This is a genomic window from Aestuariivirga sp. (assembly GCF_044239095.1).
In the GTDB taxonomy this organism is placed as follows: Bacteria; Pseudomonadota; Alphaproteobacteria; order Rhizobiales; family Aestuariivirgaceae; genus Aestuariivirga.
In genome coordinates, this window is record NZ_JBIICB010000103.1 from 1 (window position 1) to 13201 (window position 13201).

General features: G+C 64.0%; 12 protein-coding genes and 1 pseudogene. 8 read left to right on the forward strand and 5 right to left on the reverse strand.

Annotated elements, in window-relative coordinates:
• Nucleotides 1–258 precede the first annotated feature (258 nt).
• The 3 genes from ACILRA_RS11070 to ACILRA_RS11080 are packed head-to-tail and all read right to left on the reverse strand — an operon-like array spanning nucleotide 259 to nucleotide 3757.
• A complete protein-coding gene (locus ACILRA_RS11070; protein ID WP_395662159.1) occupies nucleotides 259–1242 on the reverse strand; it encodes a neutral zinc metallopeptidase in 984 nt (327 codons plus the stop codon).
• A gap of 32 nt (nucleotides 1243–1274) precedes the next feature.
• Nucleotides 1275–2246, reverse strand: a complete 972-nt coding sequence (locus ACILRA_RS11075; protein WP_395662160.1) for a 2-dehydropantoate 2-reductase — start codon at nucleotides 2244–2246, stop codon at nucleotides 1275–1277.
• Entirely contained in the window at nucleotides 2243–3757 is a 1515-nt protein-coding gene (locus tag ACILRA_RS11080; protein ID WP_395662161.1) for an acyl--CoA ligase, read from the reverse strand. Before ACILRA_RS11080 ends, ACILRA_RS11075 begins: the two co-directional genes overlap by 4 nt.
• 71 nt (nucleotides 3758–3828) lie before the next feature.
• Between ACILRA_RS11080 and ACILRA_RS11085 the strand changes: the two genes are divergently transcribed.
• The 4 genes from ACILRA_RS11085 (at nucleotide 3829) to ACILRA_RS11100 (ending at nucleotide 7917) form a co-directional block, all read left to right on the forward strand.
• Complete coding sequence (locus tag ACILRA_RS11085; protein WP_395662162.1) at nucleotides 3829–5457, forward strand: NAD+ synthase; 1629 nt, start codon at nucleotides 3829–3831, stop codon at nucleotides 5455–5457.
• A 2-nt stretch (nucleotides 5458–5459) separates the two neighbouring features.
• On the forward strand, nucleotides 5460–6782 hold the full coding sequence (gene gltX, locus ACILRA_RS11090; protein ID WP_395662163.1) for a glutamate--tRNA ligase: 1323 nt from the start codon (nucleotides 5460–5462) through the stop codon (nucleotides 6780–6782).
• Between the two features lie 69 nt (nucleotides 6783–6851).
• Entirely contained in the window at nucleotides 6852–7217 is a 366-nt protein-coding gene (locus ACILRA_RS11095; protein ID WP_395662164.1) for a winged helix DNA-binding protein, read from the forward strand.
• A 40-nt stretch (nucleotides 7218–7257) separates the two neighbouring features.
• Nucleotides 7258–7917, forward strand: coding sequence for a glutathione S-transferase family protein (locus tag ACILRA_RS11100; RefSeq protein WP_395662165.1), 660 nt, complete (start codon nucleotides 7258–7260; stop codon nucleotides 7915–7917).
• 153 nt (nucleotides 7918–8070) lie between these two features.
• Here the strand turns inward: ACILRA_RS11100 and ACILRA_RS11105 are convergent, their stop codons facing one another.
• Complete coding sequence (locus ACILRA_RS11105; RefSeq protein ID WP_395662166.1) at nucleotides 8071–8835, reverse strand: phosphate/phosphite/phosphonate ABC transporter substrate-binding protein; 765 nt, start codon at nucleotides 8833–8835, stop codon at nucleotides 8071–8073.
• A 69-nt stretch (nucleotides 8836–8904) separates the two neighbouring features.
• Here ACILRA_RS11105 and ACILRA_RS11110 point away from each other — a divergent pair, with 69 nt between their 5' ends.
• From ACILRA_RS11110 to ACILRA_RS11125, 4 genes are all read left to right on the forward strand, one after another.
• Entirely contained in the window at nucleotides 8905–9642 is a 738-nt protein-coding gene (locus ACILRA_RS11110) for a glycosyltransferase family 2 protein (RefSeq protein WP_395662167.1), read from the forward strand.
• 175 nt (nucleotides 9643–9817) lie between these two features.
• A complete protein-coding gene (locus ACILRA_RS11115) occupies nucleotides 9818–10111 on the forward strand; it encodes an HU family DNA-binding protein (protein WP_395662168.1) in 294 nt (97 codons plus the stop codon).
• 153 nt (nucleotides 10112–10264) lie between these two features.
• Nucleotides 10265–12700: an FAD-dependent oxidoreductase gene (locus tag ACILRA_RS11120; protein ID WP_395662169.1), complete on the forward strand. Its 2436-nt coding sequence runs from the start codon at nucleotides 10265–10267 to the stop codon at nucleotides 12698–12700.
• Nucleotides 12701–12835: 135 nt separating this feature from the next.
• Nucleotides 12836–13006, forward strand: coding sequence for a hypothetical protein (locus tag ACILRA_RS11125; protein WP_395662170.1), 171 nt, complete (start codon nucleotides 12836–12838; stop codon nucleotides 13004–13006).
• A gap of 6 nt (nucleotides 13007–13012) precedes the next feature.
• On the opposite strand, the pseudogene ACILRA_RS11130 reads toward ACILRA_RS11125, so the two are convergent.
• Nucleotides 13013–13201, reverse strand: a pseudogene (locus tag ACILRA_RS11130) (hypothetical protein); the annotation flags it as partial.

The following is a 13201-nucleotide window of genomic DNA, read 5'->3' on the forward strand; positions in this document are numbered from 1 at the left end:
GTCTTCTCCCGCTCCTTCAGCGGGAGAAGAAGGGACCCGTTGCGGAACGCAACGGGGAGATGAGGGAACAAGGGCGCTGCATACAATTCGGAGCCCCGCATTCCCTCACCTCCCCCAACTTCGTTGGGTCCCCTTCCTCTCCCGCGTTGCGGGAGAGGACGCTGGGCAAGCTGATCTCAACTGACCGCCCGCCGCTTTAGAGCATGATCTTGCGCGCGTTCTTTTCGACCAGGTGATTCCACCTGGCCGGAACGCGCGCTAGAGGTTATCCGTCGCGAAGGTATCGCAGTCGCGCAGGCTGGTCGCCTGGAAGCCGCGCTTGAACCAGCGCACACGCTGCTCGGATGAGCCGTGCGTGAAGGACTCGGGCACGACGTAGCCCTGGGACTTCTTCTGCAGGCGGTCGTCGCCAATGGCGGCGGCGGCGTTGAGGCCCTCCTCGATGTCGCCGTCCTCGAGGATGTTGGCGGAGGCATTCGCCTCCTGGGCCCAGATGCCGGCGAAGCAGTCGGCCTGCAGTTCCATCCGCACGGAAAGCGCGTTGCCCTCTTCCTGCGACACGCGCATGCGGCGTGCCGTGACCTTGCCCGCGATGCCGAGCAGGTTCTGCACATGGTGGCCCACCTCATGCGCGATCACATAGGCCTGCGCGAAATCGCCAGGCGCGCCGAGCTTGTTCTTCATGTCCTGATAGAAGCTCAGGTCGATGTAGACCTTCTTGTCTCCCGGGCAGTAGAAGGGCCCCATCGCCGACTGCCCCATGCCGCAGGCCGACTGGACGAAGCCCTCGAACAGCACGAGCTTGGGCTTTTCATAGGGCTGCCCAAGCTGCGTGAAGATCTGGTCCCAGACACGGCTGGTGGAGCCGAGCACGCGCGCCACGAATTCCTTGCCGGCATCCGATGTGGCGCTCGCCGTGGTGTTGCCGGGTGCTGGAACGCCACTGTTGTCCGTGATGTCTGTCTTTGCGTCAGGGATCGTGATCTGGCTCTCCGTGCCGCTGGGCACAGGCATTCCGCCCTGGTTCACGACCTGGAGCAGATCGATGCCGAACAGCTTCAGAATAAAATACATCGCAACCATGAACAGGATCGTCTTGAGGCTGAATCCGCCCGCGCGCCCGCCACCCATCGGGATGTTGATGCGACCGCCGCGCCCGCCGCCGGGAAATCCGAAGCCGCCACCCTGGCCGCGCCGGTCCTCGATGCTGTCATAGTCGGGCTTTTCATTGTCGAGGCGCATGTGAGACTGTCCTTGAACTGCGGCGGCCCTTCTCAGGCCCTCCGGCACCGGAATTTGCAGAGATCATAGACCAATTGCAAGCTCGGCGTGCCGATTTTTACGATCCCGGCGAGTTCGATGACCACCCCGAGCAGGGCTTCGAGTTCGGTGGGGCGGCCTGCCTCCACGTCCTGCAACATGGAGGTGCGGTGTGCGCCCACTTTCGCCGCCATCTCCATGCGCTCCTCCGCATCCACGGCGAAGCTGACGCCGAGCGCCATCGCCACGGCGCGGGCCTCCTCCATCATGACGCGGATCACCCGGCGGGTGCCGGGATCGGTGGCGAGGTCCACGAGCGTTCCGCCCGTCAGCACGCTGACAGGGTTGAAGCTGAGGTTGCCCCACAGCTTGAGCCAGATCTCGTTCCGGAGATTGGGCCGAACCGGGCTCTTGATGCCGGCTGCAGTGAGAAGGCCGCTCAGCAGGCTGGCGCGCGCTGACTTCTCACCCGTCGGCTCGCCGATGGGCATGCGGTCACCGTAGTGGTGCGCAACGACGCCCGGCGCCTCGAGCTCGGCGGCCTGCCAGACCACGGAACCGATGGCGCGCTCCGGCCCCAGCCGGTTCCAGATCTCGCCGCCCGGATCGACGCTCTCAAGCCTTGTTCCCTCGAGCGGGCCGCCGATGCCGTGGAAGTACCACCAGGGCAGCCCGTTCTGCGCAAAGAGGATCGCCGTATCGCTGCCGATGAGCGGCATGAGATCGCCGATGATGCCCTGCACGCCATGCGCCTTGATCGCCAGGATGATGAAGTCCTGTGGTCCAAGCGTGCGCGGGTCATCCGTCACGCGCGGCCGCACGAGCTGGGTTTCGCCCGCCTGCCGCAGGGTGAGGCCGTTGGCCTGCATCGCCGCCAGATGCGCCCCGCGCGCGACGAGCGAAACCTCCGCCTCGCCCTTCATCGCCAGCCGCGCACCGATATAGCCGCCGATGGCGCCCGCGCCGAAAACGCAGATTTTCGTCATGCCAGCCCCAGATTCTGGGCAAGCCCGATGCGCTGCAGCTTGCCGGTGGCGCCCTTGGGGATCTCCTCGAGGATCACGATGCGCTTCGGCACCTTGAAGGCGGCGAGCCGCTGGTTGGCGAAGTCCTGCAACTCCCGCTCGCCGGCGGAGGCGCCCTCGCGCAGCACGACGGCAGCCGCAACCTCCTCGCCGAGCTTGTCATGCGGCATGGCGAAGGTGACGGCCTGCGCCACTGCAACATGCTCCATCAGCACCTCGTCCACCTCCATCGGCGCCACCTTCTCGCCGCCGCGATTGATGATCTCCTTGAGACGCCCCGTGATCTTGAGGAAGCCGTCCTCGTCCATGAAGCCCTGGTCGCCCGTGTGGAACCAGCCGAAGGCGAAGCCTGCCTCGTTGGCCAACGGATTGCCTTCATAACCGGGCGTGACGTTGGGCCCGCGCGTGACAACCTCGCCTTCCTCACCGGGGCCGAGCAGCCTGCCATCAGGCGACATCACCTGAACCTCCGGGCCCGCCGCGCAGCCCACGAAACCCGGCTTGCGCCTGCCCGGCGGCAGCTGGTTGGAGGTCATCTGGTGGGCGTTCTCGGTCATCGCATAGGCCTCGATGACCGGGCAGCCGAAGGCCGCTTCGAGCGCATGGAACACCGGCACGGGAAGCGAGGCCGAACTCGAGCGGATGAAGCGCAGCGGATGGGCCTTGATGATGTCCTCGTTGCGTCCGGCGCGCGCCAGGATCGCCTGGTGCATGGTGGGCACCGCCGTGTACCAGCTCGGCTTCGCCTCCTCCATTTGCGCGAAGAATTTCAGCGCATTGAAGCCTTGCGTGGCGAAAACCGATCCGCCCGCGGCAAAGGTCGCGAGCACTGCGGCGACCAGACCGTGGATGTGAAACAGCGGCATGATGCTGAGGCAGCGGTCAGCCTCCGTGAGGCGGAGCGTGCCACGGATGTTGTTGGCGGACGCCAGCAGGTTAGCATGCGTCAGCGGCACGATCTTGGGCCTTGAGGTGGTGCCGGAGGTGTGGAGCACCAGCGCCACGTCAGCACTCTCGGCCGCTCCCTGCCTGACGGCGGGGCCTGCCGCGTCCCCCGAAAGCGTGAAGGCGCCGGCCTCACGCGCGGGGCGAAGCGTCAAGACCGGAATGCCCAGCCTCTGCGCGGCGGCGATGGCGGGCGATGTGCTGGCCTCCTCCACCAGCAGGGCCCTGGCCTTCAGGTCCTCCATGTAGAAGTGGAACTCATCCTCCCGGTATGCCGGGTTGAGCGGCGCGGCGGTGACAGCACTTGCCGCGGCCACGAAACTTGCCGCCATATCTGGCCCGTTGGGCAGCACCATCGCCAGCCTGTCGTTGCGCTGAAGGCCCAGGGCCCGGAGCGCCAGGAGAGTTTCCTCGCACAGGGAGGCAAACAGGCCATAGGCCAGACCGGTGCGTCCGGAGGCGGAGATGGCGGCATCGCCCGGAGGGCGGGCATCGATAAGGCTTTTCAGGATCATGCGGGCAGTCATGCGCATTTGCGCGCCCGCCGTCAACGCCACGCAATTGAAGGGCTGGCCTGCATCCGCTAAGACCCCCAGACATGACCGACAGACTCATCATCGCGCTGGCCCAGCTCAACCCCACGCTCGGGGCGATCAACGCCAATCTCGCCCGCGCCCGCAAGGCGCGCGCGCAGGCGCAGGAGGCGGACCTCATCCTGTTCCCGGAACTCTTCATCTGCGGCTATCCGCCGGAGGACCTGGTGCTGCGGCCCTCCTTTGTCGCGGCCTGCCGGGCGGCGGTGGAGGATCTGGCGAAGGACACGGCGACAGGCCCCGCCATGCTGATGGGACTTCCCTGGCGCGAGGGCCCGCATCTCTACAACTCGGTTGCCCTCCTCGCCAACGGACGCATCGAGGCGGTGCGCCACAAGTTCGACCTGCCAAATTACGGGGTCTTCGACGAGAAACGGGTGTTCGACGCAGGCCCCGCACCTGGCCCCATCGCCTTCAAGGGTGTCCGGCTCGGCGTTCCGGTCTGCGAGGACATCTGGACGGAGGAAACCTGCGAGACACTGGCCGAGACGGGGGCGGAAATCCTCCTCGTTCCGAACGGCTCGCCCTTCGAGCGCAACAAGGACGACGTTCGCCTGAACCTCGTCGTCGCGCGCGTCACCGAAACGGGACTGCCCATGGCCTATCTCAACCAGGTGGGCGGGCAGGACGAGCTCGTCTTTGACGGCGCCTCCTTCGTGCTCAATGCCGACCGCACCATCGCCTGGCAGATGCCGATGTTCGAGGAACAGCTGGCGCTTACCGAGTGGCGCCGCGAAGCGGAGGGCTGGCGCTGCGTGCCGGGCGAGATCGTGACCCTTCCAGAGAAGGAGCACGAAACCTGGCAGGCCTGCGTGCTGGGCTTACGCGACTATGTGCTGAAGAACCGCTTTCCCGGCGTGGTGCTGGGCCTCTCCGGCGGCATCGATTCCGCCGTCGTCGCTGCAATGGCGGTCGACGCGCTGGGCGCTGACAAGGTGCATTGCGTGATGCTGCCCTATGCCTATACCAGCAAGGACAGCCTCGCCGATGCCGAGGAATGCGCAAAGCTGCTCGGCGTGCGCTATGACGTGGTGCCGATCAAGCAGCCGGTCGAGGGCTTCCTTTCTGCACTCGGCCCCATGTTCGAAGGCACCACTCCCGGCATCACGGAGGAAAACCTCCAGTCGCGCACCCGCGGCGTGATCCTGATGGCGATTTCCAACAAGTTCGGATCGATGGTTCTGACCACCGGCAACAAGTCCGAGATGTCGGTCGGCTATGCGACGCTCTACGGCGACATGAACGGCGGCTACAATCCGATCAAGGACGTCTACAAGACGGAGGTCTACCGCCTGGCCTCCTGGCGCAACGGGCGCGGCTACGTTATCCCCGAACGCATCATCACCAAGGCGCCGACGGCCGAACTGCGCGAGAACCAGACCGACCAGGATTCGCTGCCGCCCTATGGCGTGCTCGACACGATCCTCGAAGCCCTGGTGGAGAACGAGATCCCCGTGGCCGACATCATCGCCGCCACCGGCTACGACGAGGCCCTGGTGAGGCGCGTGCAGCACATGCTCTATGTGGCCGAATACAAGCGGCGCCAGGCAGCGCCAGGCGTCAAGATCACCCGGCGCAATTTCGGGCGTGACCGGCGCTACCCGATCACCAACGGCTTCCGGGACGGGCAGTGAACATGACGATCGTCCGCTTCGCACCCTCGCCCACGGGACGCATCCACATCGGCAATGCGCGCACCGCCATCCTCAACTGGCTGATGGCCTGCAAGACCGGCGGGCAGTTCGTGCTGCGCTATGACGACACCGATACGGCGCGCTCGACGCAGGCCTTCGCCGAGGGCATCGCCACCGATCTCGACTGGCTGGGCATCAATCCGCACCGCATCGAATGGCAATCGAAGCGCTTCGCTCATTATGACGAGGTGTCAAACCGCCTGCGCGCCGCAGGCCGCCTTTACCCCTGCTATGAAACCGCTGACGAGCTCGACCGCCGCCGCAAGCGGCAGATGGCGCGCGGGGCTCCCCCCGTCTATGACCGCGCCGCGCTGAAGCTGACGGATGACGAGAAGCGCGCGCTCGAAACAGAGGGCCGCAAGCCGCATTGGCGCTTCAAGCTTGATGGCCGCATGGTGCAGTGGAACGACCTGATCCGTGGGGCCCAGGCGATCGACACCACGGGCCTCTCCGACCCCGTTCTGGTGCGCGAGGACGGAAGCTATCTCTACACGCTGCCCTCCGTCATCGACGACATCGACTTCGCGATCACCCACGTCATCCGCGGCGAGGACCATGTGGTGAACACCGCGGTGCAGATCGAGATCACGCAAGCGCTGGGCGGGAATGTTCCCAACTATGCGCACCACAGCCTTCTCACGGGTGCTGACGGCAAGGGCCTGTCGAAGCGGCTGGGCTCGCTCTCCATCGCCTCCATGCGCGAAGGCGGGCTGGAGCCGATGGCGGTGGTGAGCCATGCCGCCCTGCTCGGCACCTCCGACAACATCCATCCGTGCGCGGATTATGCCGAACTCGTCGAGGGCTTCGATCTCGACAAGCTGTCCCGCGCACCCGCCCGCTTCGACGAGGCAGAGCTGTCGCAGCTCAACGCCAAGCTGCTGCACCATTTGCCGTGGGACGCGGTGAAGGACAGGCTGCCCTCGGCTTCAGAGGAATTCTGGCTCGCAATACGCGGCAACATTGCGAAACTGGCGGAAGCGGCAGACTGGGAGAAGGTCGTTCTCGGCCCCGTTGCCCCGGTCATCGCCCCGGAGGACCATGGCTTCATCTCGGAAGCGCGAGGCCTCTTGCCCGCCTCGCCATGGGACGGCACAACCTGGAAAAACTGGACCGAGGCCGTGAAGGCCGCAACCGGCCGCAAGGGCAAGGCCCTGTTCATGCCGCTCCGCCTTGCGCTCACGGGGCTCGACCATGGCCCGGAACTGGCCCAGCTCCTTCCGCTCATCGGCCGGGAGAGAGTGCTTGAAAGGTTGATGGCCAACTGAGACGCGCGCCCTCTTTTCTTGAGATTTTCACTACCTTAGGATGATCCCCATCAACAGTGGAGGAGTTTCATGGCTGGTAGCGTGCGTCTTGGTGATCTGTTGCTGGGCCTCGACCTGATAAAGAGCCGATCGCCTGAAATGCCGATTTCTATCCTTATAACCCTTTTAGGAGTCGCAACACATAGTCCTGACGGACGGAAGAACGATACTCCACTTTCAATTCAACAACTGTCAAAACAGATAGGCATTCCTTACACGACCGTTTCTCGCCATCTTCGTTACTTGGGTGAATTTGAGCGTCCTGGTGAGCCAGGACTTAATCTGGTTGAAACAGACGAACTTCCATCGGACAGGCGTCAGAAATTCGTCAGGCTTACTTCAAGTGGACTATCACTTCTGAATCAGTTCCGTCACGTAGTGGGTATCCGGTCGTAGTTCGAACTTCTGGGCTTCAGAAGCACTCGACACGACGGCCATGAAAGCCAATAATACACCCATGATCCTCGTGGGCCAGTTCGACTCTCCCTTCGTGCGGCGGGTGGCGGTGACGCTGAACCACTACCACATGCCCTTCACGCGCAATGCGATCTCGGTGTTCCGGAACATTCCGGAGCTTCAGAAGATCAACCCGCTGATCCGTGTGCCATGCCTGATCCTCGAAAGCGGTGAGACGCTGATCGATTCCTCCGCCATCATCGACCATCTGGACGAGATGGCCGGCCCCGCGCGGGCCCTGACACCGGCCCATGGGCCGCAGCGGCGCAAGGTGCTGCAGGCGGTGGTGATGGCGCTGGGCACGACGGACAAGGCGGTTGCCCTGTTCTATGAGCGGTTGTTCCACATCGACAAGCACATCAACCGCGACCTGGAGAAGCGCGTGCTGTCCCAGATCCGCGCGGGGCTTGACCGGCTGGAACATGACTGCGGCGCGCCGTGGTTCTTCGACGACAAGTTCACGCAGGCCGACGTGACCATCGGCTGCATGGCGGGCTTCATGAAGCTGCGCCTGCCGGACGTGTTCCCCAATGACAAGTTCCCGAAGCTGCACGCCCTGGCGCTGCATTGCGAAACCAAGGAAGATTTCGTGAAGGCGCGGCCATCGCCGGAGGAAAGCTCAGCTGGCGCGCGGAAGTGACCGTCTTTAAGGGTGTATCATCCCTTAAGTGGCGTCATCCCGGCGAAGGCCGGGATCCAGCTTTGCATCAGCACGCGCCGACAGAAGAAGCTGGATCCCGGCCTTCGCCGGGATGACGCGACTTAGGGCGATCAACATGAGATGGGCTCCAGCCTAGAGCAGCGCCAGCCCTCCGGCCTTTTCCATCTCCGCCTCGAGCGCAGTGATACGGTCATAGGCACTGGCCTCAAGCACCGAATAGCCAGACATCAGCAGCGCCTCCCGCGCCTCCACCAGAGAAGGATCGGCGAAGGCATTTGCGAGGCCCGCGCGGAGAAGGTTGGGGTCGCCCGCCCGCGTGATCCAGGGCAGGCCTGGAACGGAGGGCGAGCGGGCGATTTCGACGAGGCCGTCGAGGTCCTGCGGGCGGTAGCGGCGCGCAAGCGCCACGCAGACGCTGTCAATGGCGCAGACATCGGCGCGGCCCTCGCGCACGGCCGCCAGCGACCGGAGGTGGCCGCCGCTTTCAATGGCATCTGAGAAGAAGCGGCCATGTTCGGCGAAGGGCGCGAAGACCAGCTTCAGCGCCAGCATGCCGGACATCGAGTCGCTGGAGTTCAGAGCGGCGCGAGTTCCCCGGAAATCCTCCAGCCGCCGCTGATCCCGCGCGAAGACGACGCTGCAGTAATTGGGCCCCTCGCAGCCATCCGCTGCGTAATGCGGCGTGGCGATGATCTGCACCTTGCCCTTCAGCGCATGGGTGAAGGGATAGCCGCAGGTCTGCGCGAAGACGAGCCCGTCATCGAACCAGGGAGACGTGTAATCATTGGGGCGCGACAGCGGCTCATCAACACCCAGATGCCGGGACAGGCCCGCCCACCAGCGGTCCGTGGCAGCCCGTGTTTCCGGCCAGTCATACATCTGCAGAGCGGCAATCATGGGAACATGCTATAGCATCGCTGAACGTCAACAAGCGATCCTCGCCTCGCACCGAATTGTCATCCACACATGAGCAGCATTTCCGTCGTCATTCCCACCCGTGGCCGCCCCCATTTCCTGAAACAGGCGATTGCCAGCGTACTGGCGCAGACCCATGCACCGAGGGAGATCATCGTCGTCGACGACGGCGTGGGGGCAGCAGAGGCGGTTAGCCACATGCACCCGTCAATCACCGTTCTCGACAACCGCGAGCGCGGCCCCGTTCCGGCGCGCAACATGGGTGTGGCTCACGCCTCGGGCGAGGTGATCTGCTTTCTGGACGATGATGACTGGTTCACCGACGAGACCTATTTCGACAAGGCGGCTCAGGCCTTCGACCGCGGCGCCGCCTTTTGCTACGCTGACGGCATCATGGCCTTCGAGGATGGGCGGGACAGCCTGCCCTTCGCCTTCCATGCCGATGCGGACACGCTGACGCGTGACAACACAATCCTGATCTCCGGCGTCATGTACCGGCGCAGCCTGCATGCGGAGCTCGGGCCCTTCGACGAGACGCTTCCCTTCTACTGGGACTGGGACTGGTATCTCCGCGTCGCGCGGGCCGGCCATGAACTGACACGCATCCCGAGCGCGGTCGTCGCGATCAGGGTCCATGCCCGCAACATGTCCGGCGATTCGCTCGAGGCACAGAGGCGGGACAATCTGAAAGCGTTTTCCACAAAGCACCAGCTTGCCCCCATCCCCCTCAAGAACCACCTCGACATCGCCACGCAAGCCCCGGGAAAGCCTCCTGAGGCGTCATCTTAAGCGCATGATATATAACACTTTTTATTGCTTTCTCGTGGGCCCGTCAGCCAATCAGCCCCGGTTCTCAAGGGTTTTCCCGATCACGCTTCTCAAAACCCGCGAAAAATAAGGGTTTTCCCGAATCGAAAGCTTTGTTAACGCTCACGGCCAGCCAACCCCAATAAGGAGAGAAATCATGGCTGACGACAAGATCCAGACGATTGCCCTTTCGAAGATCGCCGCCGAGCTGGCTGAGAAGCACGAGATGTCGAAGAAGGCAGCGGGCGAGTTCCTGAGCGCCTTCGTCGAACTCACCGTCAAGAACCTGAAGAAGGGCCACAAGGTGCGCGTCACCGGTCTCGGCATCTTCCAGGTCAAGAAGCGCCCCGCCCGCATGGGCCGCAACCCCGCCACGGGCGAAGCCATCAAGATCAAGGCCTCCAAGAAGCTGGCCTTCCGCGCCGCCAAGGAAGTCAAGGACGCGATCTAAGCGCCTCACCCTTTTCTCTTGAAGTGGCCCTGCCTTGCGGCGGGGCCATTTCTTTTGTGCGGATGAATTCTTTTCACCGCCCACGCTGATTGCAGGCACCATCGCCGCGGGCTAAAACCGCTGGCGAAAGCTCCATTCCATAAGGATTATTCCATGAAAACCCAGGCTCGTGTCGTGGTGATCGGCGGCGGTGTCGTCGGCTGCTCGGTGCTCTATCATCTCACCAAGGCCGGCTGGAAGGACGTGGTGCTGGTCGAGCGCGACATCCTCACCTCGGGCTCCACCTGGCATGCCGCCGGCGGTTTCCATACGCTGAACGGCGACCCGAACGTCGCCAAGCTGCAGGGCTACACCATCGCGCTCTACAATGAGCTGGAGCAGATCTCAGGGCAGGCCTGCGGCCTGCACCGCTCGGGCGGACTGATCCTGGCGGACACGCCGGAGCGCATGGAATGGCTGAAGATGGCGCACGCCCGCGCGCGCTATCTCGGCCTCGAGACCGAAATCATCTCCATGGCGGAAGCCAAGAAGATGCATCCGCTGCTGGAGGAGAAGCACTTCGTCGGCGCCATGATCGACGCCGCCGACGGCAACCTCGACCCCGAGGGCACGACGCATGCCTATGCCAAGTCCGCCCGCATCGGCGGGGCTGAGATCTACCAGGACACCAAGGTCGAGGAGCTGAAGCACCGTGCCGACGGCACGTGGGACGTCATCACCAACAAGGGCAACATTCACGCCGAACATGTCGTCAACTGCGGCGGCCTCTGGGCGCGCGAGGTTGGCCGCATGGTGGGGATCGAGCTCCCCGTGCTCGCCATGGAGCACATGTATCTCGTGACCGACGAGATGCCGGAGGTCGTGGCCTATAACAAGGAGCGCGGCCACGAGCTGCCCCACATCATCGACTTCAAGTCCGAGATCTACATGCGCCAGGAGCGGAGCGGCATGGTGCTCGGCACCTATGAGCGCGCCTGCGTGCCGTGGAGCCCCAAGAACACGCCGTGGGCTTTCGGCCGCGAATTGCTGCAGCCTGACCTTGACCGGATCGAGCCAAACCTGGAACTTGGTTACAAGCACTTCCCCGCCCTTGCCACTGCCGGCATCAAGCGCGTCATCAACGGGCCCTTCACCTTCACGCCCGATGGCAACCCGATCGTCGGCCCCGTGCAGGGTGTCCGCAATTTCTGGCTCGCCTGCGGCGTCATGGCGGGCTTCAGCCAGGGTGGCGGTGTTGGCCTCGCCCTCTCGCAGTGGATGGTGAACGGCGACCCCGGCTTCGACGTCTGGGCCATGGACTGCGCCCGCTTCGGCGAATGGGCCACCCGCACCTACACCAACGAAAAGGTGCGCGAGAACTATTCCCGCCGCTTCTCCATCCGCTTCCCCAACGAGGAGCTTCCCGCTGCAAGGCCGCAGCAGACCACTGCGCTTTATGACATCATGATTTCCCAGGGTGCCGTGATGGGCGACTCATGGGGCCTTGAAACACCGCTGTGGTTCGCGCCCAAGGGCGTGGAGCCGAAGGACATCGTGTCCTTCCGCCGTTCCAACGACTTCAAGCATGTGAAGGCCGAGGTGCTGGCAACCCGCAATGGCGTGGGCGTGACCGAGATCGCCAACTTCGCCAAGTACCGCTTCACGGGCGCGGGTGCGGAGGCCTTCCTCTCGCGGCTGATGACCAACAAGATGCCGAAGACGGGCCGCCTCAACCTTACCCCCATGCTCAATCCCGCAGGCAAGCTGATCGGCGACTTCACCATCGCCAAGGCGGCGGATGACTGCTTCTATATGTGGGGATCGAGCCAGGCGCAGAAATATCACATGCGCTGGTTCGAGCAGCACCTGCCTGCCGATGGCTCGGTTCACATCCACCGCTATGACATGGGCCTTGTGGGCCTCTCCATCGCCGGCCCCAAGTCGCGTGACGTTCTTCAGCAGCTTGTGGACGAGGACGTCTCCAACGCCGCCTTCAAATTCATGGACCACCGGTCGATGGAGGTGGCGCACTGCCCCGCCCTCATCAACCGCGTCACCTATACCGGTGACTTAGGCTATGAAATCTGGATGACGCCCGAGTACCAGCGCCGCCTCTACCAGGAGATCATGCGCGCAGGTGCCGCTCATGGCATCGTCAACTTCGGCATGCGGGCACTGCTGTGCATGCGGCTTGAGAAGAACTTCCCTACCTGGTTCCGCGAACTCCGCCCCATCTACGGCGGATTCGAGGGCGGCATGGATCGCTTCATCGACTTGACCAAGAATGACTTCATCGGGCGCGAGGCGGCGATGGAGGAGAAGCGCACAGGCGGCAAGCTGCGCCGCGTCTCCATGATCGTCGACGCGGCGGATGCGGATGTGCTGGGCGACGAGCCGATCTGGCACAAGGGCAAGGTCGTGGGCTGGGTCACTTCGGGCGGCTATGCGCATTACGTCGACAAGTCGATGGCCCAGGGCTACGTGCCCGTTGAACTCGCGGGCGAAACAGGTGCCGGCGCCTTCGAGATCGAGATCATCGGCGAGAACCGCAAGGCCACCATCATCACCGAGCCGCCCTTCGACCCGGAAGGCAAGCGGATGCGAGGCTGAGGGAGATCGCGACAGTGGCTGATGTGAAGACGTAATCCCCCTCAATTGGCGTCACCCCGGCGAAGGCCGGGGTCCAGCTTTGGCGCCCAAAGGAAGCTGGATCCCGGCCTTCGCCGGGATGACGGCATTAAGGTCATGCGGCCCGGCCTGTCGAAGCAGGAGAAGACCGCAATCATCCGTTCGCGATCCCCTCGCACCGTGCCGAGCTTGTGGGCGGCGGGCGGGACGCCGAATGCGGTGTTCGAAATCGGGTTCGAGAAGCTGGTGAAGATGCCGGGCGCGACAGTGGCGGATGTGAAGACGTAATCCCCCTCAATTGGCGTCACCCCGGCGGAGGCCGGGGTCCAGCTTTGGCGCCCGAAGGAAGCTGGATCCCGGCCTTCGCCGGGATGACGGCATTAAGGTCATGCGGCCAGGCCTGTTGAAGTAGGAGAAGACCGCAATCATCCGCTCGCGATCCCCTCGCACCGTGCCGAGCTTGTGGGCGGCGGGCGGGACGCC

What these genes read in the sequence shown, in the direction of transcription:
- ACILRA_RS11070 (WP_395662159.1), bottom strand. Translation starts at nt 1,242, where the DNA reads ATGCGCCTCGACAATGAAAAGCCCGACTATGACAGCATCGAGGACCGG.
- ACILRA_RS11075 (WP_395662160.1), bottom strand. Translation starts at nt 2,246, where the DNA reads ATGACGAAAATCTGCGTTTTCGGCGCGGGCGCCATCGGCGGCTATATC.
- ACILRA_RS11080 (WP_395662161.1), bottom strand. Translation starts at nt 3,757, where the DNA reads ATGACTGCCCGCATGATCCTGAAAAGCCTTATCGATGCCCGCCCTCCG.
- ACILRA_RS11085 (WP_395662162.1), top strand. Translation starts at nt 3,829, where the DNA reads ATGACCGACAGACTCATCATCGCGCTGGCCCAGCTCAACCCCACGCTC.
- gltX (WP_395662163.1), top strand. Translation starts at nt 5,460, where the DNA reads ATGACGATCGTCCGCTTCGCACCCTCGCCCACGGGACGCATCCACATC.
- ACILRA_RS11095 (WP_395662164.1), top strand. Translation starts at nt 6,852, where the DNA reads ATGGCTGGTAGCGTGCGTCTTGGTGATCTGTTGCTGGGCCTCGACCTG.
- ACILRA_RS11100 (WP_395662165.1), top strand. Translation starts at nt 7,258, where the DNA reads ATGAAAGCCAATAATACACCCATGATCCTCGTGGGCCAGTTCGACTCT.
- ACILRA_RS11105 (WP_395662166.1), bottom strand. Translation starts at nt 8,835, where the DNA reads ATGATTGCCGCTCTGCAGATGTATGACTGGCCGGAAACACGGGCTGCC.
- ACILRA_RS11110 (WP_395662167.1), top strand. Translation starts at nt 8,905, where the DNA reads ATGAGCAGCATTTCCGTCGTCATTCCCACCCGTGGCCGCCCCCATTTC.
- ACILRA_RS11115 (WP_395662168.1), top strand. Translation starts at nt 9,818, where the DNA reads ATGGCTGACGACAAGATCCAGACGATTGCCCTTTCGAAGATCGCCGCC.
- ACILRA_RS11120 (WP_395662169.1), top strand. Translation starts at nt 10,265, where the DNA reads ATGAAAACCCAGGCTCGTGTCGTGGTGATCGGCGGCGGTGTCGTCGGC.
- ACILRA_RS11125 (WP_395662170.1), top strand. Translation starts at nt 12,836, where the DNA reads ATGCGGCCCGGCCTGTCGAAGCAGGAGAAGACCGCAATCATCCGTTCG.